The following is a 23,136-nucleotide window of genomic DNA, read 5'->3' as shown; positions in this document are numbered from 1 at the left end:
CGGGGAAGGCCGGCGACAATGTCCGGCCCAGCGTGTCGCGTCCGGACGTATCTTAAACCAGAGGAGAATATGAAATGCAGATGTCTAGGAGGAACCTGCTCAATGCGGGTGTGGGTATGGCAATCGCCGTAGCGACGTTGGCTGGCGGGAACTTCGCCTTCGCGCAGGACAAAATTCGGATCGCGGCTCTCTCGTTCGGTGAGTCCGGCGAGTACATGAAGGCTTGGTCGACGGAAATCCAGAACCATCCCGCCGTCAAATCGGGCGAGGTCGAGATCACCGTTTTCGACGGCAAGTATGATCCACTGACACAGGCGAACCAGATCGACACAGCGATCACCCAACAATTCAACGCGATCATCATGTCACCGTTCGACCTCGAGGCCTCGGCACCGCCGATCGAAAAGGCCGCCGAAGCGAAAATCCCGCTTATCGTGTCGGCGCTCAAGACCAAGTCGACGAAATACACCGCGTCCATCATCGTTAACGATACCGAAGGCGGCCGGATCATCGCTGAGGAACTCGCCAAGCGCCTTCCGAACGGCGGCAACGTCGTCCTCATGGAGGGTCCGATCGGCCAGTCGGCCCAGATCGAGCGCCGCGCAGGCATCGACGCTGGTCTCGCCAAGTTCCCGAACCTCAAGCTCATCGAAGACAAGACAGGCAACTGGAGCCGCGCCGAGGGTCAGGCGCTCATGGAGAACTGGTTGCTCGCGCACCCGGGTGAGATCAACGGCGTCCTTGCGGAAAACGACGAGATGGCGCTTGGCGCGATCGAAGCCATGAAGAGCGCCGGCATCGATCTCAAGACCGTTCCCGTTCTTGCGATCGACGGCATCCCGGACGCAAAGCGCGCCGTGAAGAAGGGCGAGATGGCGGTCAGTCTCTACAAGTACGCCCGCGCCGAAGGCCAGGGCGCGGTCGACCTCGCACTGCGGGCGATCAAGGGCGAGAGCTACAAGCCACAGTCCGAAATCTGGGGCTCGCTGATGGAATGGAAGGGCGGCACCGAGAAGGACTACGTCGTGCCGTGGCTCGTGCTCGATTCCACCAATGTCGAGAAGTACATGTAATCGGACAACGGCGGACGGCCCATACGGCCGTCCGCCTTACACCAGGGAAATAGGATCGACCATCATGTTGAAGAGAAAAGTTGGAAAGACCGATGTGACGCTGACCTCGCTAGGGCTGGGTACCTCGCCGCTCGGCGGGTGCAATGTCGATGTGAGCTTCCAGACTTTCGAGGCGGTCGTCCTCAAGGCATACGACTTGGGTGTCCGCTATTTCGACACCGCGCCCCTTTACGGCCTTGGAAAGTCCGAGCATTCCCTCGGCCATGTCCTTCGCAACAACGATCTCATCGGCAAGGTCGTGGTCAGCACCAAGGCGGGGCGGATACTCAAGCCGGAAAGCCGCGCAAAGCGCGCCGAGAGCCTTTACGGCATCGACTGGGTGAAGGCGCTGCCATTCGTCGATGACTACGACTATTCCTATGACGGCATCATGCGCGCTTTCGAAGATAGCCAGCAGCGCCTGGGTATGGACCACATTGACATCCTCTATCTCCACGACGTGAGCGGCGAATGGCACCGCGAGGCGTATAGCACCCACCTTTCGGCGCTGAGATCGAGCGGTTACAAGGCGTGTGACGAGCTGCGCAGCACAGGCTCCGTGAAGGCCATCGGCCTCGGCGTCAATGAAACCGCGTCGGTCCTGCAGGTGGCAGAGGAATTTGATCTCGACTGCTCCATGGTCGCCGGGCGCTACACCCTGCTCAACCACGGCGCTCTCGATCATTTCTATCCAGAAATGCAGCGTCGCGGCATCGGTATCATTGCGGCTGGCATCTACAACTCCGGCATCCTCGCCGAGGGTAGCAAGTCGATGACAACCACCCGCACCTACGATTGCCAGCCCGCGCCTGAAGCGATCGTCCGCAAGGTCGAGGCGCTCGAAGCCGTCTGCGAGCGCCATGGCGTCTCGCTTGCGACTGCAGCGACACAATTTGTCTACGCACATCCTGCAGTGACCGCGGTGGTTCAGGGAGCGCTGGCGCCCGAACACGTCGCCGCAAACGTCGCCGCGATCTCGACGCCGGTTCCGGCTGCGTTCTGGGCCGACCTGAAGTCGTCCGGCCTCATCCCTGAAGCCGCGCCAGTTCCGGAGGCATGATAGCGATGGATCTGGCTCAGCGCAGGCCCTCGGACATTCTGGTCACCTATCGGATTGAGACCGCCGGGAGCGCTGAGGCCTTGGCGGTCAAGATCGGAAGCGACCAGTCGACGGGTACATTTGTTGACCTGCCCGGAGAGACGCCGCAACTGAAGGCGCGCGCGGCCGCGCGCGTGGTCGCTTTCGAGAAACTGGACTCTGTTGAGGTTCCCTCGCTCCCTGCAGCGGGCGAAGTCTTCAACCGAGCGGAGACAACAATCGCCTATCCCCTGGAGGCTGTCGGAACTGACCTCGCGGCAGTCACCACGGTTGCATTGGGCGGGGTCTGGTCGATCAAGGAATTCACCGGGCTGAGGGTCATCGGCCTGCAGCTGCCTCCAGAGTTTGAAGGCGTCTACCCGGGGCCTCAATTTGGGATCGAAGGCTCCCGGCGTCTGACAGGCGTCTACAATAGGCCAATCATCGGCACGATCATCAAGCCCGCGCTCGGCCTCACCCCGGACGAAACGGCGCAGGTGGTTGCTGAACTCGTCGCGTCCGGTGTCGACTTCATCAAGGACGACGAGAAACTGATGTCGCCACCGTACTCCTCGTTGGAGGCGCGGGTGAAAGCGATCATGCCGATCATCCGGGATCAGGAGCAGCGCACCGGCAAGAAGGTGATGTATGCCTTCGGCATTTCCGACGTCGATCCCGACGAGATGGTTCGCAAGCACGACCTGGTCGTGCGCGAGGGTGGAAACGCCGCTGTCATCAACATCAATTCGATCGGCATGGGCGCTTTTCTGTTCCTGCGTCGGCGGTCGTCCCTTGTCTTGCACGCCCATCGCAACGGCTGGGATCTTCTCACCCGACATCCTGGTCTTGGGTTCGATTTCTCGGTCTACCAACAGCTTTGGCGACTTCTCGGCGTCGACCAATTCCAGATCAACGGCATTGCCGCCAAATACTGGGAGCCGGACGCGTCTTTCGTTCAGTCGTTCCATGATCTCCAGAAACCGATCTTCAGTGATGCCGACCGCCCGTTACCGGTCGTTTGTTCGGGTCAATGGGGTGGACAGGCGCCTGAGACCTATCGAAGGACGGAGCAGACGCTTGACCACCTTTACCTTTGTGGTGGTGGCGTCGTCAGCCATCCCGGCGGGCCGTCGGCGGGTGTCAGAGCGGTTCGTGCGGCCTGGGATGCCGCGGTCGCCGGAATCGATCTCCATGAATATGCCAAATCTCATCCAGAGCTGGCGCAGTCGCTCGCCAAGTTCGGCTCTAAAACCGTATCAGAAGGAAGATGACAGATGGAATATCGTCGGCTTGGCCGGTCAGGTCTCAAAATTTCGCAACTGGTTCTTGGTTGCATGAGTTTCGGCGTCGCCGATCGCGGCAACCATGCTTGGACCTTGTCCGAAGACGACAGTAGGCCATTTATCAAAGAGGCACTCGAACAGGGCATAAACTGCTTCGACACGGCCAATGCCTACTCGGACGGCACCAGCGAGGAGATCATCGGCAAGCTGCTCAGGGAGATGGTGCAGCGTGATGAGGTTGTCATTGCCACCAAGGTCTACGGCAAGATGCGCAACGGAGCGAATGCGGTCGGACTTTCCCGCAAGGCAATCATCGCGGAGGCTGAGGCCAGCCTCAAGCGGCTGGCGACCGACTACATCGACCTCTACCAAATTCATTTCTGGGACAATTCGACCCCGATCGAAGAGACGCTGGAAGCGCTGACCGATCTCGTTCGAAGCGGCAAGGTTCGCTACATCGGAGCCAGCAATTGTTACGCATGGCAATTTGCGCGCGCGCTCTACAAGTCGGACGCTGCCGGATGGTCGCGTTTCGTTTCGATGCAAGCTCAGATGAACCTCCTTTATCGCGAGGAAGAGCGGGAGATGTTGCCGCTCTGTAAAGCTGAAGGGGTGGGGATCATCGCGTTCAGTCCGCTGGCTCGCGGGCGCCTCAGCCGGCCTTGGGAGGAAAGCAGTTTGAGGTCCGAGACCGACAATGTCACCGCTCGGTTCTACGGTCACGCGGACGAGGCGGATCGCCGCGTCGTAGACGTCGTCGCAAAGATTGCAGACGACAAGAACGTCCCACGATCCCTCGTTGCGATGGCGTGGCTTAACACAAAGGCGGGCGTGACGGCTCCTATAATCGGCGCAACGAAGCTACAGCATCTGAAGGATGCCGTCGCTTCCTTGGCCGTCAAGCTAAGCGACGACGAGGTCCGCGAACTCGAGGAGCCATACGTGCCGCATAGCGTAGTCGGCTTGAACTGAGTTTGGCTCAGCGGGGACGACGTTGAGGCTGTCAGGAGGCACGCCGAACCGGGCCTCCTGAGCCAATGGCTTTGGTCGTATCGATCTCTGCTCCCTTCCAGAACCAGCGCGAGGAAAAAAGATGACCACCACCCGTCATTTTGACGTCAGCGACAGCGCGATTGAAGCTGCCGCCCGGCTCATGCGAAATGGCGAAGTTGTCGCGTTTCCGACGGAGACGGTTTACGGGCTCGGCGCGGACGCCAGCAGCCCCGCCGGGATCGAGCGCATCTATGAAGCCAAAGGACGCCCGCGGCATAATCCCCTGATTATCCACGTTTCGGACGTGGAAATGGCGCGCAGGATGGCACATTTCAATCCGGAGGCAGAGTTGGCTGCTGCCAGCTTTTGGCCGGGACCTCTGACATTGCTCCTGCCAAAGCGGGAAGACGCGGGGCTCGCAACCGCAGTTACCGCGGGCATGAAAAATGTCGCAATCCGATTTCCCTCGTCGAGTGTCGCCCAACGGCTGATCCGGGCCGTCGGATTTCCGGTGGCAGCGCCTTCAGCCAATCGTTCCGGGAAGGTCACCTCGACCCGCTTCGTGGAAGTTGTCCGCCAGTTGGACGGACGGATTTCGGGAATCGTGGAAGAAGACATATGCGATCACGGCCTGGAATCGACTATTCTGTCTTTGGTCGGATCTCCGATCATTCTACGCCACGGGTCAGTTCCGCGGGAGGCACTGGAAGCTTTACTCGGCCCGATTGACGAGGACACTGGGCCCCAAAAAGTCTCGGCACCAGGCCAGCTAAAGAGCCATTATGCTCCGGAAGCCGCCGTTCAGATGAATGTCGACCGTCCTGCCGCCAATATGGTCTGGGTCGGTTTCGGACCGGAGTGCGAGGGCTGTCAATTGACGCTGTCTTCTTCCGGTGACCTTCAGGAAGCTGCCCGCAACCTCTACACCGCCATGAGTGAAGCCGACGCCTTGGCCGGCGCGAGTGACATGATTGCATTCGCCCCTGTGCCTCTGATTGGCCTTGGCAGGGCAATCAACGATCGGCTGAGACGAGCTGCCGCGCCCCGTTGCGCGTAGGCGGCATTTTTAAGCAATTCGCAAAATGCGGATGGCGGCATGCAAAAAACGCTTGCCTCTATAGGTATGACCTTATACCTTACACCTTGCCGATTGAGGAGTCAGGCCACGGAGGTCCATCAAGCATTTCTGGTGTGGTTGGCGGCAGACGCCGGCGACATGACACGCATTTGGGACACGGGCTTTACCCGAACAATGACGGCATGGCGGAAGCTACATCGCTTCGACGCCTCCTATCGACATCTAGGGATGATCACATGACCGAACTTGAAACTAGGCCGCTCGGAAAAAGCAAAGTGCAGGTAACTTCGCTTGGGCTAGGCACAGTGCCGCTCTCTGGCTTCAACGCCGATGTCTCCTACGACGAATTCGAAGCGACCATCCTCGCCGGGTATGCGGCCGGCATCCGCTATTTCGATTGCGCGCCGATGTATGGATTCGGCAAGTCGGAGCATTATCTTGGCCATGCCCTCAGGGCGAACAAGCTGCGCGAAAACGTGGTGGTAAGCACCAAAGTCGGACGCGTATTGAAGCCCGCAAGCAGGACGAAGAAGTTAGAGACCGTCTACGGCATCGAGTGGATCGACCCGCTTCCGTTTCTCGATACCTACGATTACACCTATGACGGCGTGATGCGCGCATTCGAAGACAGCCAACAGCGCCTCGGCCTAGACTATATTGACGTTCTTCTCGTGCATGACGTTGGTCGGGCATGGCACGGCGACCAGAGCGAATTCTATTGGAACCAGTTGCGGGCCTCCGGTTACAAGGCACTGGACGAACTTCGCTCCAGCGGAGCCGTATCGGCCATTGGTCTGGGTGTCAACGAGGCCGAGTCTGTCGTGGGTGTCGCCCGTGAATTTCCGATCGACTGCTCGTTGATCGCCGGCCGCTACACCCTTTTGAATCATGCCCCGCTTGAGGCCGCGTTCGACGAGTTGCTCCAGCGGAACGTCTCCGTGATCGCCGGCGGGATCTTCAATTCCGGGATCCTCGCGACCGGCGTAAGCGGTCCCGCGGCCACTTACGATTACGGCAAGGTTCCGGCGGCCGTCGTCGAAAAGGTCAAGGCCATCGAGAGCATTTGCTTAAGATATGCGGTGAGCTTGCCTGCAGCGGCGATGCAATTCGTCTATGCGCATCCGGCAGTGGCCACGCTGGTCATGGGTGCAAAGAGCGCATTGGAAGTCGAGCAGAACGTCAAGGCGATCAACGAGACAATACCCGGTGCATTTTGGGACGCTTTGACTGAGGCGAGCCTTCTTCCGTCAAACGCTCCGCTGCCGACGGCTGTACGATGATGGCCAGCGGAGGCACCGTTTTCGGCGGCTTCCGCTGTGAAGCGCTCGTGGGTTCGGTTCCATCGCCGGAGGCGCGCGCATGCCTCGAGGCGCTCGTCAGGACATATGGCGAGCTCCTCGCGATCTACTCCTTCATGCATATGGCATTGAGGGAGAAGAGCATGCGCCTCTTGATTGGAGAACTCGCCAATCGCGCCACAGAGATAAAGCGATCCGTCCGTTCCTCGCTTGCGGGCTTGCGCGGTCTCGCGGGGCAGGGCCACGCACTCTCCCATCTTGGACGGGCAGATGGCCTGCTTGTCGAGGCGGAGGAGCACCTGCAGCGCGGTGTCCTGGTTTCAGATGCACCCCTGCTGGGGCTGCTTTCAAATGCGGCGATCGAGCTGAAACGATCGGCCGCCATCTTAGGCACGTCGACCTTCGACACGACAGCATGCTGTGGAGGGTCCCTACTTGGACATGGGGAGGAAGACCATGGGAACGCATTCGATCTGGGTGCTTGAATACTCTCGAAGCCCGGTGCACCCGGTCAGCGGGGTTTTTTACGGCGCCCATAATCAGGGCACGATGAACCTGCCGTTCGCATACATACTCATCAAGTCAGGAGATGCAGTCGTTCTGGTCGATGCCGGTCACGACGTCGCCGATTTCGGAGGCCAGATCGCCAACTCAATCGGCGTTACCGGTTGGACGCCTCCGGAAATCGTTCTCGGGGAATGCGGGATCAGGCCCCAAGACGTCACGCATGTCATCCTCACGCACGCGCACTTCGATCACATTGGCGGCCTAAAGTTCTTCCCAAATGCTAAGATTTTCATTCAGAAGAAAGAATTGGAATCCTGGATGTGGATTCTGGCAAAGGGTCGGCGCTTCCGTTCATTGCAGGCCGGACTGAATCCGGCGGATATCCTCTATCTGACCCAGGCAAATATCGAAGGCCGCCTGGAACTGGTGGAGGGAGAGCGGGAAAACCTAGTGCCAGGCGTTCATGTCTATCCGGCATTCGACACCCATACCGCAGGATCGCAATATGTGGTGGTGGAGACGGGCGGTGGAGACGGCAAGTTTGTCCTGTCCGGCGACGTCATCTACACCTACAGCAACCTCACGGGTGAGGACGCCACCGATCCCTGCTTTGTGCCGCCGGGCCTTGCCAATGGCAGCCAGACACGTCTGATCGAGTCCGCCGAGGAGATGCTCAAAATCGTTGGTATGGACGAACGACGAATCGTTCCCATGCACGAGGAGCAGCTGTCAAAAATCTATCCGTCGCGCCTGACGGATCGCCAGCTCATGCTCGTCGAGATTTGTGTGGCCGACGGAGACGTATCAAGAGTTTGATCGATTTGAAGCAGCGCGAACACCAAGCTGCATCGTTCACAATCGTCCTTCCAAGGCGATAAGCAGAGAAAAGGCCGGGTGTCAGTGACACAGGCCTTTTCCAAACACCTTGCCCGCTGCGGTGATCTGCCCGGTGAAGAAGCCCTATATTCGCGCCCGCTTTGATGACGGCCCGGTAGCCCACGATGTTGACCATGGAGGACAAGGCCTCCATCTTCCGTGCGCGGCTGACGCGCGGGACCATCTCCATGGCGATGACATTTGCGCTTGAACCCCCAAACCATCCTGTTTCGTTACAAAATGAGCGCCTTCGGCCATGCATGGAGCGGTGCAATCGCGCCATCATGCGTCTTCACGTGTCCCAGTATGCCAGCAGCGTCAGTGGCGTTGTCGAATAGAGCAAGACAAACTAACGAAAAATGATGTTTGCATGTGATTTGTAGCGGCGGATCTTGATGTTAAAGGATCGGATTAGTGCGCCGGAGGACTAAAATATGAAGAGAGATGATCGGAGGCAGGCCATTATGGACCTGTTGGTCGCGCAGAGGGTGGTGGATCTCGACGACCTATCCGATCGGTTCGCTGTATCCAAGATGACCATCCACCGGGATCTGGATGATCTTGAGCAGGCAGGGATGCTTCGCAAGGTCCGTGGCGGGGCAACGATCGAGGCAGGAGGCCATTTCGAAAGCGATTTCCGGTTTCGCCAGCAGCAGGAGGGCGAGGCCAAGCGCCGGATGGCCGAGGCCGCCCTTGAACTCGTCGAGCCCGGCATGACGGTGATGGTCAACGACGGATCTATGGCGTCGGTGCTCGGGGAATTGCTGCCACAGAGGAGGCCGCTGACGGTGATCACCAACAATGCGGCGGTCATCGATCGGCTCAAGACGGAATCAGGGATCAACCTGATTGCGGTCGGTGGACGCTATTCGATGAAGTTCAATGGTTTTTTCGGCGTCGTCGCCGAACAGGCACTGTCGCGTCTCAGCGCCGACATCGCCTTTATCTCAACGCCGGCAGTTTCTGGATTGCGCGTCTACCATATGGATGATGACGTTGTCCGCTCGAAGCGAGCGATGATTGCAAGCGCCGCGCGTCGCTGCCTGCTCTTAAACCATAAGCGCTTCAATCATACCGCTCTTCATGTCCTGGCCACCATTGACGAGTTCGAAGTTATCATCACCGACCAGGAACCGTCAGTCGACGTCCGCGCGGCTTTGGAAGGAGCCAATGTGCCACTTCGAGTGGCATCGCAGGAGAGCAAGTGAATATCGCCATCCTTCGGATAGATGCCGCGCAAGGCGGCACCTGTCCATCTCAAGCTGGGCCCTCCGATTGGGGGGATCCCTTCTACAGTCTTCTCCTATGGACGTCTCCTACGGACGTCCAACGCGATATCTCAGATGGACGGAGCCGAGGCCAGCGGCTTCGGCGCTGATAAACGTGAGCCTCGCCCCGCCGGCAAGCCCATCCTCACCGCCCTCGAATATGGCCGGTGTATTCGACTTGCCTCCGATCGCAGGGAAGATGACTAGGCTGACCTCGTCAACAAGACCCTCATTCAAGAAATGGCCATTGGTTTGCGCCCCGCCTTCCAGCATCAAGCGCTTCACACCGAATTCGGTGCCGAGAACATCGAGCGCGTTTTTCAGATCGACGCCATCTTTCTCCGATACGATATAGGAAACGCCAGCCTGGGTGAGGCCCGCCAGGTAAGCATCATCCACGTCAGATCCTGTCAGGACGATAAGTTGAGCACCCTCAATGTCGTTCTTGTCCCAGCGTAGCCGACCGTCCTTATCAACGATAACAGCGAACTCGTTGGCATCCGGGTTGGCGTTATGGATCGGCCGCGGTGCTGTGCCGGTTGTTTCATAGGGACGGTCGACGGCGTCTGCGAATTCCTCGCCTGTCGCTCTTCCCGAAAGCCAGGCGTCGGCACCAATCTTCTCATGCAGGTCGTCATAGACCTTCACGAGTTCCTCCACCGAATGGCCGGTCGCCTCGGCCCAATCATTGACGATCAATCGACCGTCCAGTGGCGACATCATGTGACAGATTACATGGGGTCTGGGCATTGGATTACTCCTCTACAAACATTCCACCGTCAGTGGTCTGCCTTCAACCAGGCTGCGAATTTATCCATCCAGTCGGGGTGCCAGCGTGAAAGCGCCGGCCGGTTCAGGATCATGTCGTCGGCCGCCCAGCGGATCCGTCTGGCATCGATCGCAGACGTGACCGCGTTATCAGGACAAATGATGTAAAAGTCCTCGTCGAGCAGACGGGCCAGGAAGTATTCCACCAGCTGCTCTGCGGTCCATGCCTCATCGGGCATGGCAGCGCCCTTCGGCTTGAGTGCGATGTTCATGGGTGTCCACGTGTAGCCAGGGACGAGGAGATGAGCCGATACACGACCTCCCGTCTCCTTCAAAAGCGCGTGCGACAGCTGTTCGGTCAGCACCTTGACAGCTGCCTTTGCCACCGAATAGGCGGCATTGCCTGGAGGAGTTGTAATTCCTTCCTTGGAGCCGAGGTTGACGACCGCCGATGGTCGGGCTGCCTTGATCAGGTAGGGCACGAAGACGTGTTGTGCGGCTAGAACACCTCCGAAGTTTACATCGATCTGGCGTCGCCACTTTACAGGATCATCCCAGGGGCCGGCTCCTTGCGTAATGCCCGCGTTGTTTACAAGGATGGCCACGTCGCCAAACCGAGAGAGCGTTTCGTCCTGCAACCTCGTCAGTGTCGATAGATCCGAGACGTCGCCGCTCACAACCAGAGTGTCCGTATCGAGTGTCGAGGTAACATCATCAAGTGCGTGGGTGTCGAGATCCAACAATGCGAGCTTCATGCCGCGGGCCGCGAGAGCCCTCGCGATTGCCAAGCCGATGCCCTTCGCAGCTCCCGTGATGACCGCAACGCGGCCAGGAGCAACGATACTGTTCATTCTCTCGCTCATCTTTGTCTTTCCCGTCATTGGACGTCACCGCTGGAAGGTGTGCCGGACACGCCGTCGCGGTGGATTTTCTCAGCCGAAGGCACCAGCGCAAGAAGCGCACCAGCGCTACGCGGGCGCTTGTGTGGTCGGACCATATCTGCTGGCTGCGAACGACAGCTCATCCTCCTAACAACATAGGCCACTCCGCCGACCACTTGAAGTGAGCTGGATCGCACGCACCGATGAGGGGTGTTCACTCTTGGGTGCCTTCGTGACGTCGGGAATGCCTCGTCAATTTGGCTGCGGACGCGACCAAAAGGTCCCTCACTCCTGGTATCTGCCAGATCGGTGGTTGATTTTTGCTCACCGCCCCGATCGATTTTGCTCATGTAACCAACCGGCTCCACGGGCATTAGGTCACCGGCGCCTCGAGGCGATCGTGGTGCTGATAAAACCAAAGGAGTGAAATCATGACTGGTAATAAACCACTCGCAATGGTCACGGGCGGCTCATCTGGAATAGGCTTCGAGCTTGCCAAACAATTCGCCAAGAATGGATTTGACGTTGCTATTTCAGGCTCAAGCGACAAGGTAAACGAGGCCGCCGATGCGCTACGAAGCCTTGACGCCGAAGCGTATCCGTTCAAAGCGGATGCCTCGACATACGATGGCGTTGAGGGGTTCTGGACCTTCACGGAGGGGCTGGGGCGCCCACTGGAAGCCGCGGCTCTGAACGTGGGTATCGGTATCGGCGGCGCCTTCGTCGATAACGATCTCGAGGATGAGTTTCGCCTGCTTGCAATCAATGTCACTGGGACCGTCCATATGGCCAAACGCGTCGTCCAACATATGGTCAAGAACGGCCGCGGCAGGATCCTCATCACCTCCTCGGTTTCGGCGACCCTGCCCACGCCATACGAAACCGTCTACGGCCCGTCGAAGGCATTCGGTTACATGTTCGCGGAATCTCTGCGCGAGGAGTTGCGCTCGACCGGGGTCACGGTGACGGCACTCCTTCCGGGCGCCACCAACAGCGACTTCCACGCGCACGCTGGGATGGGCGATACGAAGCTCGGTGGCCAGCAGAAAAACGACAAGACGCTCGTCGCCAAGCAGGGCTTCGAGGCCCTCATGAACGACATCGACCATGTCGTCGGCGGAGACCAGAAAACCAAGCGGCAGGTGTTGGAAAACCGGACAACCCCAGAGCCTGTTAAAGCCGCCCGGCAAGCCGAACTGACCCAACCGCAGTGAAGGAGCACATCATGGCACATCTGAAAGACAAGGTCGCAATCGTCACGGGAGCTTCCTCGGGCATTGGAGCAGCGACCGCCAGAGGATTGGCGGAAAAAGGTGCGCGCGTCGTCCTTGCCGGCCGCAATGAGGAACGCCTCAGTCAGATTGTCGAAGACATCGCCGGTTCCGGAGGTATTGCCAGCTACAAGGTTGCCGATGCCACGGATTTTGAGAGTACCAAGGCCCTCGTCCCGTTCGCCACGACGACGTACGGCCCGGTCGATATATTGGTCAACAATGCGGGCCTCATGCTCTTTTCCTATTGGAAGGATGCCGCGGTCGGCGATTGGAACAAGATGATCGATACCAACCTGCGTGGCTATCTACATGCGATTGCCGCCGTGCTGCCGTCGATGTTGGAGCGCCGGTCCGGCCGCATCCTGAATATGAGCTCTATCGCCGGCGTTCATGTCGGCGAGGCGGCAGGCGTTTATGGAGCCACGAAGTTCTTTATACGCGGTATCACCGAAAGCCTCAGAAAGGAGGTGGGCGTGGGAAGTGGGATCCAGGTGTCTATGATCAGCCCTGGCGTGATCGATACCGGCTGGGCCGACAAGGTTCATGACGAGACGGGCAGAAAGATCGCCGGAGAGCTCAACAAGCAAGGTATTCCGCCGTCGTCGGTGGCTGAAGCCGTGGTCTATGCCCTAGATCAGCCCCCGGAGATCACGATCAACGACATTGTCGTCCATCCAACCCGGCAGGACTGGTAGCCGGCGTTTTCGAAAGCTCAGAACTTGAACCTCCGGGACCGTCAGGCCGCCCGCGCGGAGGTGGTATCCGTTCCAACCGGTGCCGTCTCTCGTGGCTGTGGACAAGATGATCTTCATTGCATGACGATTAATCCCGGAGGTGCTATTATTCAACGACCCGGCCCATCTCCCGTCGTAGCTCCCCGAATCCGACATGGATCAACTAATGTCAAATTTTTGACTGCTTCCGTGGTCATCACATACCAAAGCCAGGTTAGTTGAATAAGGATTGAAGATACCAGCCGTCTGAAGCAAGGTCGGCGTCGGCCAGGACGATCTTATTCAGTCGAAGTGGGAGTATCCATAACTCATGGTATCCACGCGGGCCGATCTGGCCGACCTTGAAACTTTCGTCGCGATCGCGAGGGCGGGGGGGTTCCGAAAGGCGGCCGCGCTTCGCGGCGTTTCCGGCTCCGCTCTCAGCCACTCGATCAGGGGTTTGGAGGCCCGTCTCGGCGTCCGTCTGTTTCATCGGACAAGCAGGAGCATCAGTCTCACCGCCGCCGGCGAAGTACTGCTTGCCGAACTAGAGCCCCGTTTCCTCGGCATCCAGGCTGCGATGGATCTCCTGGACAGTTTCAGGAGCGGTCCTACGGGCAGGGTGAGAGTGACCACGCTGCGTGACGCCGCCGAGCTGTTGATCGCTCCTCGACTGCACAGTTTTCGCAGCAACTACCCCGATGTCGAGATCGAAGTCAGCGTCGAGGATCGCTTTATCGATATGGTCGCCGAGGGTTTCGACGCGGGCATCCGCTATGGAGGAACAGTTCCCGAGGGGATGATCGCGTCGCGTCTGACTGCCGAACTTGAATGGATCGTCGTCGGCTCTCCAACCTATCTCAACGAACGAGGGCGGCCGGAGCGGCCGGAAGATCTCTTGACGCACGAGTGCATCCGGATCCGAACCGGTACAGACCACGTCTGCAAATGGGAACTTGGCGACGGAGACCGCATGGTTACCCTAGACGTCCCTGGACTGCTCACGCTCGGGGATTCAGAACTGTCCATCCGCATGGCGCAGGAGGGGGGCGGTCTCTTTTACTGCCTGCGCGCACGCGTCGAGGACAAACTGGCGGCTGGTCTGCTCGAAGTGGTGCTGCCGGACTGGTCGTCTACTGGGCCGGGTTTTCATGCATACTACGTTTCGCACCGACAGGTGCCGTCCGCGCTCCGGACGTTTCTCGACCACCTTAAGGCGCCGCTTCCGGACGATTGAAGGGACCTCGCGAGCCAGCTCCAAATTACGCAGATGCCTACATGGTATCCGAAACTCGTAGAGGTCTCGGCCTGCGCTTCAATGGATGCGTTAGCTTATACTATAACGAATTCAGATGAAAAAAGCTCATCTATTTTATGAAATATTGCGTTTGAAATAGGAGCTGAAAGCAGAGATGGTTCGATGCGTGGAGGGCATCTGAACCTGGATCGCCTTAGCGCGTAAGATGAGATGCAATACGGTTTACGAGGTCGCCGGACTAGGGCGAGGGAAGAAGTATTGCGCAGATGCCGTATTAGGAGGAGGGCCGAATGAGTTTCCCCGCTGGAAAAACTGTAGATAAACGCGACAATTCTATTCTTGCTGGTCTCGAACCGGCGATCTTCTTTGGCTTTTTCGAAGAGCTGAGTGCGATCCCGCGCGGTTCTTACAACGAGAAGCAGGTCAGCGATCACATCGCCGATTTTGCCCGGGCACGCGGCTTCGAGGTTTACCAGGACGAGATCTACAATCTCCTCATCAAGAAGCCGGGCACACCCGGCTACGAAAACTCGCCGACCGTCATTCTTCATGGGCATACCGACATCGTCTGCGAGAGCGACGAGGGTGTTGACCACGACTTTGAGAACGAAGGCATCAAACTTCAGGTTATCGGCGATTTCATCCATGGGACGGGGACAACCCTTGGGGCGGACAACACCGTTGGTGTGGCTTTCGCAATGTCGTTGCTGGCATCCGACGATATCCCGCATCCGCCGCTTGAAGTCGTCCTGACGGTTCAAGAAGAAGTCGGCAAGGGCGGCGCACAACACTTCGACGGCACAAAGCTTAGCGGTAAGCGCCTTCTCGACATGAACTGGCACGATCCCAAGTCGCTTTTCGCAGGCTGCGCTGGCGATATTTCAGTGCGCTTCAAGATTCCGGTTCAGTGCGAACCGCGCGTTTCGGGGCAGGCCGCCCTTTCGCTGCGGATCTCCGGCCTGAGCAGCGGTCATTCCGAATTCGACATCCATCTTGAACGCGCTAACGCCATCGTCCAGCTCGGACGGCTGCTCCGGATTGCCATCCGGGATGCTGGGGCCAGCGTAGCCGAAGTCAAGGGTGGCGTGAACCGTTACGTTATCCCGGGTGAGGCGGAGGCGATCATTTCGATCGATGCCTCGCGGATTGTCGATCTCAGACAGAGAATTGAAGCGGAAGCGGCTTCGATTGCGCTTGAGTACAAAGCAAGCGATCCCAACCTCAAGGTCACAGTCAGCGAGTCAGGGAGGCAGATTACTGAAGTCTTCTCGGCTCAGTCCGCCCGGGCGCTGGTCGATGCCCTGAACCTGCTTCCCAACGGCGTCCAGAGCAAAAGCCTTCAAGTCGAGGGCCTCGTCGAGAGCTCCAACACCGTGGCGTTGCTTTCAAGCGATAAAGAGGCCATCGAAATCGTCAATACGGTCCCAAGCGCCGTCAGCTCCCGTCGCTACAACATCGTCGACAAAATCCGGCAGCTGTCAGAACTCATCGGCAACGGCGCGAGCGTGGAGACATTCGCGGATTGCCCGGAATGGCCATACAATCCTCATTCGCGAATGCTCAACGCCGCCAAAGCCGCTTACGAGCGCGAGTTCGGCGAGCAGCCACATGTGGAAGTCTCTCACTCCAGTCTCGAGCTCGGCCTTTTTCGAAAGAAGGTTCCTGACATTGACATGCTGTCGATCGGACCGGAAGCGTTCGACGTCCACACCACGCGCGAGCGCCTCAACCACACGACAGTCGATCCGACCTGGCGGCTTCTCAAGTCGCTGCTCCGCGAACTCCGGACCTAAGGTACTAAAATGCCAAAACTGCCAAGCTACTTCGGCAATTTCCCACATCCGCCCAGCGAAAAGAAGCCGGTCCATCTGACGCGCGATAGCTACAAGATGTTCATCTATACGGGGACGAAGCCGTACTCGAGCGACCTCAACTACCTGCTCGCCAGCACGGACCAGCAGACCACTGGCATCTATCAGCTCGCGCCGGGAAGCAACTTCGACCCGGCCGACATTCACGCGGGTGACGAGGTGTACTATGTCCTCGAAGGTGTTGTGCATCTCCTAAACCCCGAAACCGGGCAGACAGAGGAACTCGGACCCGGTGACGCGGTGCTTATCCCCAAGGGCGCTCCGCATCGCGGCTATAACTTCAGCGACAAGGCTGCAGTTATCCTGTTTTGCATCGCACCGCGTATCTGGGACGAGAATGGCCCTCCGACCGGCTATGACGGGCCGACGCGCCTCTATAAGCACGAAGGGAGAGCGTGATGAGCCTTGAGAAACTCGGAGCCTATCCAGTAGACGGCGCTCAGGCGCGCAAGAGGGGCGACCTGGTGAAGGTCGCAAAAAGCGATCGTCTGAACATCGTCTCCGGCCGCGATCATCCCGTTCTCATCCAGTTCTGCGTCAGCAACGATTACATGCACGTCGGAGAGCTGACTATCCCTGTGGGTGGCGTTGGACCGCGCGCGAGCGAACCCGACAGCCATGGAGGGGACGCAGTCTTCTACGTTCTGCAAGGCCCCGCAACCTTCTATTTGGCGGATACCGACGAAACCTTTCACATCCGTGACGGCGAGTCTTTCTTCCTGCCCGGCGGCATCAGCTACCAGTGCCTAAACTACGGCTCCAACCCGATCCGGATGGTCTTCACGATCGCACCGGGACTGTAAGCCGAAGATTTGAATCTCAGATTGCCAAGCTTCGCCGCGGACCCGTTCCGCGGTTGGGAAAACTTTGTCTTGTCACCACCAGGGAGGATCATGTGACAATTTTCAGACGGACGTTAATCTTCGGTGCTGCTCTCGGGCTCACCGCTTCGCTTTCCTTCAGCCCAGCGCTTGCACAGCAGTTGGATTATTCGAAGGTGTTTCCTGGCATCTTGATGGACAAGGACATCAAGCCCACAGGCCAGGAAGTCAAACCCGCTAAGAAGGATAACCGCCCGCTCAAGGTCGGCTTCCTGCCGACGGCGATGGACACCTACTATCAGCGTGTTCTGGCTGGCGTGAAAGAAGAAATCGATAAGCGCGGTGGCGACGGCACTATCCAGCTTCTCGTGCAAGCTCCGAGCAGCCAGTCTGCCACGGACGACCAGATCAGGACCATGGAAGCCTGGATCAACGACGGTGTGGATGCGATCGCGGTTGCCTTATACAACGAAGGCGCGTTGCTGCCCTCCATCCGGCGCGCCACCGAGGCGGGCATTCCGATCTTCCTCTTCAATTCACCCGTCGCCGACAACCCATATTATGTCAGCGATATCGGCTACGACCAGAGTGACGGTGGTCGTGCGCAGGCGCAATGGCTGGTTGACACCTATGGCGACAAGGAAGTCAAGCTCGGGATCCTGGAGGGCCTGCCCGGTCCGCATACGAGCCAGCGCATGAAGGGTTTCAACGAGGTCATCTCGAAGCACCCCAACTTCAAAATCGTCGCTCAGCAGCCGGCTGGCTGGGTGCGTGCCCAAGGCCTGTCGGTGACTGAAAACATGTTCACCGCCAACCCCGATATCGAAGTCCTCGTCGCGCTCTACGACGAGATGGCCCTTGGCGGTCTGCAGGCTCTCAAGGCTAAGGGGCTGAACGGCAAGGTGGCAATCGTCGGCTACGAAAATATGAAGGAAGCCAACGACGCGATCCTCACCGGCGACTTTGCAGCAACGGTCGACACCGGGGCCAAGGAAGAAGGTCGCAACATCATTCGAGCGGTGGATGAGTTCGTGATGAAGGGCACCGCCCTGCCGAAGAAGATCTTCGTGGCGCCCAAAACCTACGATGCGAAGAACATCAAGACCTTCGATCAGAACGACTACGTCTACGTCCAGCAGAAGTAGATGTGACAGTACGCGGCCCCGCCTCGCGCGGGGCCGCCCACTCAAAAAGGGCGACCTGAATGACAAACGCTCCGCTGCTCGAGATGAAAGGCATTGCCAAACGCTTCGGCAACACGAAGGCGCTTGATGGCATCGAGCTCGTACTCAATCCCGGCGAGGTTCTCGGCCTGGTCGGTGAGAACGGCGCAGGCAAGTCGACGCTCATGAAAATCCTCTCTGGTGCATATGCACGCGACGAAGGCACCATTGCTGTCAGAGGTAAGGTGGTCGATCTGAACAATCCCAAAGACGGGTCCAGGGCCGGCATCGCGATCATCTACCAGGAGCTGAGCCTGTTTCCGGACTTTGACGCCGCCGAAAATATATTCGCGGGCAGGGAGCTGCGCCACGGGCGTGCAAGTGCATCACCGCTTGACCATCCGGCCATGCGGGCAGCCGCCTCGCGTATCCTGAAGGGCGAGTTAGGCGTCGACGTACCTCTCGACAGGCCAGTTCGAGAGCTTAGCCTCTCGCATCGGCAGATGATCGAGATCGCCAAAGCCATTAGCAGCAACGCCGACATCATCATCATGGACGAGCCGACCGAAGCGCTCGAGGAGGTCGAACGCAAACAGCTGTTCGCCATCATTAAGAAGCTTCAGCAGGCCGGTAAAGCTCTCATATATGTGTCTCACCGGATCCAGGAACTCCTCGGCATCGTCAGCCGCGTGATGGTCTTGCGCGATGGCAGCGCGGTCGCAGACCTGCCCGTATCGGAGCTCGACGTAGACAAGGTCGTCAGTGCGATGATCGGCGGCTCTCTCGCAAAACAGTTTCCTCCCCGCGTCCCGGCAAGGTCCGAACCCTCGTTGGACGTTCGCGGTTTGACGAAAAGTGGTGTCTTCGAAGACATCACCTTCTCGGTAGCCCAGGGTGAAATCCTCGGCGTCACGGGTCTCGAAGGATCAGGCAAGAGCGCGCTCCTGCGGGCGATCTTCGGGCAGATCCCGCATGAGACCGGCTCGATTCTGATCGACGGAAAGCAAGCGGCGATTTCGGACCCGACGGACGCTATTCGTCAACACGTCGCCTTCTTGCCCGCCGAACGTAAAACCGAGGGGATTTTTCCACAACACAATGTCGGCTGGAACCTCTCTATCGCCAACCTTCGAACGCTCGGCAAAATCACGTTGATGCCGAAAAAGGAGCGCGAGATTGCCTCCGGCTACATCGCCAAGCTCGGCGTGAAATGCGACGGCCCCGGTGCCGACATCACATCGCTGAGCGGCGGTAACCAGCAAAAAGTCATGCTTGCTCGCTGGCTGCTCACCCGGCCAAAGGTGCTCATGCTTGAGGAGCCAACGCGTGGCGTCGACGTGCGTGCCAAGGCCGAGGTCTACACCCTCATCCAGGCTGCTGCGAAAGACGGCTGTGCTGTCATCGTGGTGTCCGCCGACAACGCGGAACTTCTTGGACTGTGTCACCGGGTCGCGGTCATGTTCGAAGGACGGATCTCGGCGGTCGTCGATGCGGCGACCTCCAAGGAAGAAACACTCGCTCTTCATTCGGTGAGGCCGCCGCAAGGCCATCATCTTCAGGGAGGTATCCATGGCTGATATTGCAGCTACACGCCCGCGCTCGCCCCTTACGCTCGCACGCAGCGGCGGCAATGCCGGCGTTTATCTGGCCTTCGTCGTTCTTCTGGTGGCGCTCGGCTTTGCCGCTCCGCGGTTTTTCACCTTCGGCAACTTGACTGACGTTCTTCGTCAGGCGGTCCCTATTGCCGTAATCGCGTTTGGAACGACCTTTGTGATCGGGATGCGGGGCATCGACCTCTCCGTCGGTTCGACACTCGCGCTGAGCGGTCTTGTGACCGCAAACCTGATTGTGCTTGGCTATCCCGTTCCTCTGGCATGCGCAGGCGGGATTGCGGTCGGTGCGGTGATCGGACTGGTGAACGGCATCCTGATCACCAAGGTCGGGATCACGGACTTTATCGCCACAATGGCCATCATGGTCATCAGCCGCGGTATCGTGATGGTCTACACTCAGGGTATTCCGATCGTCGGAGCCTCCGACCCCGCCTTCCGAATGATCGGCCAGAGCTATGCCGGCGGTGTTCCTGTTCCGGTCATTCTGACCGCCATCGTCTTCGCGATCGCCTTCTACCTTCTCTATTACACGCGTTTCGGCCGTTTCGTTCTCTCGATCGGCAGCAATCCGGACGCTGCCCGGCTGGTCGGCATCCCCACGGACAAGGTCAAGATCGCCGTTTACGTGCTGGTCGGGGTCCTCTCGGCCTTCGCGGGCGTTCTGCTCACCTCGCGCCTTGAAGCCGCCATGCCTGAAGCCGGCCAGGGGTACGAGCTGGATGTCATAGCTGCCGTGGTTATCGGCGGAACGGGTTTGTCCGGCGGGCGCGCCACTCTTTTTGGAACCGCCGTAGGTGCCGTTTTGATGGCGGTCGTCCGCAACGCGCTCAACCTGCTCAACGTGAACACCTTCTGGCACCAGGTCGTCATCGGCACGATCATCCTGATCGCCGTGGCAGCCGATCGTTTCAGTCGCCGCCAAAAGGTCTGAGGAGACGATGATGAAATATTCCGAGCTCCGCAAGTCCGTTCTTGATGCAAATGCCGCGCTCTACGATAGCGGCCTTGTCATCTCGACGTTCGGTAACGTCAGCGCTATCGACCGCGAGAAGCGTGTTGTCGCCATCAAACCGAGTGGCGTTTCCTATACGGCAATGCAGGTCGCAGATATCGTTGTAACCGACCTCGATGGCAATATCCTAGAGGGCACGCTGCGACCATCGTCTGATCTCGATACGCACCTGGAACTCTACAAAAGCTTCAAGTCTATCGGTGCCGTGGTCCACACGCACTCGTTCTTCGCGACGGTGTGGGCCCAATCCGGCCGGGGTATCCCTGCCATGGGAACGACCCATGCCGACTATTTCAACGGAACGATCCCCGTTACTCGCAAGCTGCGCGACGACGAAATCATAGACGGTTACGTCCGCAACACCGGCAAGGTCATCGTCGAGGCACTCGGAAACAATGCGCCGCTCTCCGTCCCCGCAGCCCTGGTTAACGATCACGGTCCCTTCTGCTGGGGCAAGGACGCAGCCGACGCCGTTCATAACGCGGAGATGCTCGAGGCTGTCGCCAAGATTGCCTTCCACGCCCGGCAACTGAACCAGGACGATCCAGAAATTTCCGACGCTTTGCTGGACCTCCACTATCAACGCAAGCACGGCCAGTCGGCGACCTACGGCCAGCCAGACAGTTCCAAGTAGGATTATCATGTCGATTGTAGCAGGAGTTGATTTCGGAACTTTGAGCGTGCGGGTAACGCTGGCTGATTCCGAGAAGGGTTCCCTTGGAACCTGCGTCGCGGAATATCCTCTCGAGCGGCGTCGTTCCGATCCCGACCTGGCAACGCAGTCCCACGTAGATCATATGGAAGCGCTTGTGCTGGCGATGCATCGAGTGATCGACGAATGCGGCGTAGATTCCAAGGAGATCCGTGCGATTGCGGTCGACACGACGGGGTCCTCGGTGTTGCCTGTCGACAAAAATATGCAGCCTTTGGGGGACTACTACCTCTGGTGTGATCACCGCGCCAAAGCGGAAGCCGAAGAGATAACGGCGATGGCGCACGACATGCACATTGAAGCAATTGAATGGTGCGGCGGAACCTATTCCCACGAGTGGGGCTTTGCCAAGCTTCTCCACTGGATGCGCCACAATCCCGACCAGCGCGAGCGCTTTGGGACCGCCGTGGAACATTGCGACATGGCGGCCGCGGTCCTCACCGGAGTGACCGACACGGCTCGCATGGTGCGCAGCGTCTGCGCCATGGGACACAAGTGGATGTGGAACCCGAAATGGGGTGGCTTGCCCTCGCAGGCTTTCTTGTCCCGCGTCGATCCGCTTTTCGACGGCGTGCGCGAGAAGATTGGCGGAACATATCAGACCTCTGCTTCGATCGCAGGTGGGCTCAGCACATACTGGGGCGAACGACTCGGCCTGACCCCCGGGATACCAGTTCCCACGGGTGCGTTTGATGCCCATTGGGATGCAATTGGCGCTGGCTGCCGTCTGGGGGACGTCGTCAATGTGATCGGTACGTCGACCTGTATCATTGCCGTTAGTGAACGTGTGAAGCTAATCCCCGGTGTTTGCGGCGTCGTCCCAGGGAGTGCACATCCAGACCTTGTCGGAGTTGAGGCAGGCCTGTCTGCGACAGGCGACCTGTTCGATGCAATAGCACGACGTGCCGGCACGACGGTGTCCAGGCTCGCTGAAGGCCTGGAAAGCATCGAAGGCGGAAAGACCGGTCTGATGCGTCTCCCCTGGGACAACGGGGACCGGACGGTTCTCGTCCGCTCCGACCTTGGTGGAATGACGCTTGGCTGGCATCTCGGCCATACAGCGCAGGACGAACTGTATGCCGCGATTGAAGGTACGGCTTTCCACACACGGGTTGTCCTGGAGCGGATGGAGCAGCACGGCGTTCCAGTCAACCGCGTCATTAATGGGGGAGGTATCCCGCAAAGGAACGACATCCTCAACCAGATCTACGCCAATGTTATAGGCAAGCCCATATTGGTCCCCGACGGTATTCCGACCGGTCTCGGTTCGGGAATATTCGCCGCTCTTGCATCCAAAGATCATGGATCAATCGAGAGCGCTCAGGCAGCCATGTGCGTGGGCTACAGAAAGTTTGAGCCTGATCCGAGCACGCGCGGACGTTATGAGACCCTCTATCAGCTGTTCAAGCAGGTCTATATGGGCTTTGGCACCTCGAGCCTCGCAAACTTCTCGCAAGTTCTCGGAGACATCAAGCGGATTGCTGCAGGTGAGAGTATTCGGTCCGAGTTTGGCCACCGTGCCGCGCGCAAGGTAGCATTGCTATGACCCGCTGTGCT

The 23,136-nt window shown here is 58.8% G+C and carries 22 protein-coding genes and 1 pseudogene; 20 read left to right on the top strand and 3 right to left on the bottom strand.

The annotated features are described in order from the left end of the window. Nucleotides 1-74: 74 nt before the first annotated feature. The 8 genes from PH547_RS22735 (at nucleotide 75) to PH547_RS22700 (ending at nucleotide 8,165) form a co-directional block, all read left to right on the top strand. Nucleotides 75-1,073 (top strand): substrate-binding domain-containing protein, encoded by a 999-nt coding sequence (locus PH547_RS22735; protein ID WP_004129775.1) that lies wholly within the window; start codon nucleotides 75-77, stop codon nucleotides 1,071-1,073. Between the two features lie 64 nt (nucleotides 1,074-1,137). After that, nucleotides 1,138-2,172 carry an aldo/keto reductase gene (locus tag PH547_RS22730; protein ID WP_013984674.1) on the top strand — a complete coding sequence of 345 codons (1,035 nt, stop codon included), beginning with the start codon at nucleotides 1,138-1,140 and terminating at the stop codon, nucleotides 2,170-2,172. A 5-nt stretch (nucleotides 2,173-2,177) separates the two neighbouring features. Beyond that, the gene (gene oiaX / locus PH547_RS22725) at nucleotides 2,178-3,461 is read left to right on the top strand and encodes a 3-oxo-isoapionate-4-phosphate decarboxylase OiaX (protein WP_013984675.1); all 1,284 of its coding nucleotides are present in this window, start codon (nucleotides 2,178-2,180) and stop codon (nucleotides 3,459-3,461) included. A 3-nt stretch (nucleotides 3,462-3,464) separates the two neighbouring features. Next, the gene (locus PH547_RS22720; protein WP_004129768.1) at nucleotides 3,465-4,445 is read left to right on the top strand and encodes an aldo/keto reductase; all 981 of its coding nucleotides are present in this window, start codon (nucleotides 3,465-3,467) and stop codon (nucleotides 4,443-4,445) included. 121 nt (nucleotides 4,446-4,566) lie between these two features. Next, nucleotides 4,567-5,523 carry an L-threonylcarbamoyladenylate synthase gene (locus PH547_RS22715; protein ID WP_004129766.1) on the top strand — a complete coding sequence of 319 codons (957 nt, stop codon included), beginning with the start codon at nucleotides 4,567-4,569 and terminating at the stop codon, nucleotides 5,521-5,523. 257 nt (nucleotides 5,524-5,780) lie between these two features. After that, the gene (locus PH547_RS22710) at nucleotides 5,781-6,824 is read left to right on the top strand and encodes an aldo/keto reductase (RefSeq protein ID WP_037155979.1); all 1,044 of its coding nucleotides are present in this window, start codon (nucleotides 5,781-5,783) and stop codon (nucleotides 6,822-6,824) included. A 161-nt stretch (nucleotides 6,825-6,985) separates the two neighbouring features. Continuing rightward, a complete protein-coding gene (locus tag PH547_RS22705; protein ID WP_245314367.1) occupies nucleotides 6,986-7,327 on the top strand; it encodes a hypothetical protein in 342 nt (113 codons plus the stop codon). Next, complete coding sequence (locus tag PH547_RS22700) at nucleotides 7,299-8,165, top strand: N-acyl homoserine lactonase family protein (protein ID WP_004129760.1); 867 nt, start codon at nucleotides 7,299-7,301, stop codon at nucleotides 8,163-8,165. Before PH547_RS22705 ends, PH547_RS22700 begins: the two co-directional genes overlap by 29 nt. Before the next feature lie 105 nt (nucleotides 8,166-8,270). Here the strand turns inward: PH547_RS22700 and PH547_RS22695 are convergent. Next, nucleotides 8,271-8,436 (bottom strand): annotated as a pseudogene (locus tag PH547_RS22695) (Re/Si-specific NAD(P)(+) transhydrogenase subunit alpha); the annotation flags it as partial. A 223-nt stretch (nucleotides 8,437-8,659) separates the two neighbouring features. Here PH547_RS22695 and PH547_RS22690 point away from each other — a divergent pair. Next, nucleotides 8,660-9,433, top strand: a complete 774-nt coding sequence (locus PH547_RS22690) for a DeoR/GlpR family DNA-binding transcription regulator (RefSeq protein WP_037155973.1) — start codon at nucleotides 8,660-8,662, stop codon at nucleotides 9,431-9,433. A 108-nt stretch (nucleotides 9,434-9,541) separates the two neighbouring features. On the opposite strand, the gene PH547_RS22685 is transcribed toward PH547_RS22690, so the two are convergent. After that, entirely contained in the window at nucleotides 9,542-10,243 is a 702-nt protein-coding gene (locus tag PH547_RS22685; protein ID WP_004129756.1) for a RibD family protein, read from the bottom strand. Nucleotides 10,244-10,272: 29 nt separating this feature from the next. Then, nucleotides 10,273-11,124, bottom strand: coding sequence for an SDR family NAD(P)-dependent oxidoreductase (locus tag PH547_RS22680; protein ID WP_004129754.1), 852 nt, complete (start codon nucleotides 11,122-11,124; stop codon nucleotides 10,273-10,275). Between the two features lie 449 nt (nucleotides 11,125-11,573). On the opposite strand from PH547_RS22680, the gene PH547_RS22675 reads away from it, so the two are divergent. The 11 genes from PH547_RS22675 to PH547_RS22625 all read left to right on the top strand — a co-directional run bounded on the left by PH547_RS22675 (nucleotide 11,574) and on the right by PH547_RS22625 (nucleotide 23,125). Beyond that, nucleotides 11,574-12,356 carry an SDR family NAD(P)-dependent oxidoreductase gene (locus PH547_RS22675; RefSeq protein WP_004129752.1) on the top strand — a complete coding sequence of 261 codons (783 nt, stop codon included), beginning with the start codon at nucleotides 11,574-11,576 and terminating at the stop codon, nucleotides 12,354-12,356. Nucleotides 12,357-12,367: 11 nt separating this feature from the next. Continuing rightward, nucleotides 12,368-13,111: an SDR family oxidoreductase gene (locus PH547_RS22670; RefSeq protein ID WP_004129750.1), complete on the top strand. Its 744-nt coding sequence runs from the start codon at nucleotides 12,368-12,370 to the stop codon at nucleotides 13,109-13,111. Nucleotides 13,112-13,460: 349 nt separating this feature from the next. Beyond that, the gene (locus PH547_RS22665; protein ID WP_004129742.1) at nucleotides 13,461-14,366 is read left to right on the top strand and encodes a LysR family transcriptional regulator; all 906 of its coding nucleotides are present in this window, start codon (nucleotides 13,461-13,463) and stop codon (nucleotides 14,364-14,366) included. 311 nt (nucleotides 14,367-14,677) lie between these two features. Then, on the top strand, nucleotides 14,678-16,180 hold the full coding sequence (locus tag PH547_RS22660) for an aminoacyl-histidine dipeptidase (protein WP_004129739.1): 1,503 nt from the start codon (nucleotides 14,678-14,680) through the stop codon (nucleotides 16,178-16,180). A gap of 9 nt (nucleotides 16,181-16,189) precedes the next feature. Further along, nucleotides 16,190-16,657, top strand: a complete 468-nt coding sequence (locus PH547_RS22655) for a cupin domain-containing protein (RefSeq protein WP_004129736.1) — start codon at nucleotides 16,190-16,192, stop codon at nucleotides 16,655-16,657. After that, nucleotides 16,657-17,061, top strand: a complete 405-nt coding sequence (locus PH547_RS22650; protein ID WP_004129732.1) for a cupin domain-containing protein — start codon at nucleotides 16,657-16,659, stop codon at nucleotides 17,059-17,061. The genes PH547_RS22655 and PH547_RS22650 overlap by 1 nt, the downstream gene beginning before the upstream one ends. Before the next feature lie 92 nt (nucleotides 17,062-17,153). Then, nucleotides 17,154-18,224 carry a sugar ABC transporter substrate-binding protein gene (locus tag PH547_RS22645; protein ID WP_004129729.1) on the top strand — a complete coding sequence of 357 codons (1,071 nt, stop codon included), beginning with the start codon at nucleotides 17,154-17,156 and terminating at the stop codon, nucleotides 18,222-18,224. Nucleotides 18,225-18,283: 59 nt separating this feature from the next. Further along, nucleotides 18,284-19,819 carry a sugar ABC transporter ATP-binding protein gene (locus PH547_RS22640; RefSeq protein ID WP_004129726.1) on the top strand — a complete coding sequence of 512 codons (1,536 nt, stop codon included), beginning with the start codon at nucleotides 18,284-18,286 and terminating at the stop codon, nucleotides 19,817-19,819. Then, entirely contained in the window at nucleotides 19,812-20,786 is a 975-nt protein-coding gene (locus PH547_RS22635) for an ABC transporter permease (RefSeq protein ID WP_004129723.1), read from the top strand. The genes PH547_RS22640 and PH547_RS22635 overlap by 8 nt, the downstream gene beginning before the upstream one ends. 10 nt (nucleotides 20,787-20,796) lie before the next feature. Further along, a complete protein-coding gene (gene araD, locus PH547_RS22630) occupies nucleotides 20,797-21,501 on the top strand; it encodes an L-ribulose-5-phosphate 4-epimerase AraD (RefSeq protein WP_004129720.1) in 705 nt (234 codons plus the stop codon). A gap of 7 nt (nucleotides 21,502-21,508) precedes the next feature. Continuing rightward, the gene (locus tag PH547_RS22625) at nucleotides 21,509-23,125 is read left to right on the top strand and encodes a ribulokinase (protein ID WP_004129717.1); all 1,617 of its coding nucleotides are present in this window, start codon (nucleotides 21,509-21,511) and stop codon (nucleotides 23,123-23,125) included. Nucleotides 23,126-23,136: the final 11 nt, after the last annotated feature.

Source organism: Rhizobium cerradonense, from assembly GCF_030182455.1.
Classification (GTDB): domain Bacteria; phylum Pseudomonadota; class Alphaproteobacteria; order Rhizobiales; family Rhizobiaceae; genus Rhizobium.
The sequence above is the reverse complement of the archived record's forward strand: the minus strand, read 5'-3'. Positions and strand labels throughout refer to the sequence as shown.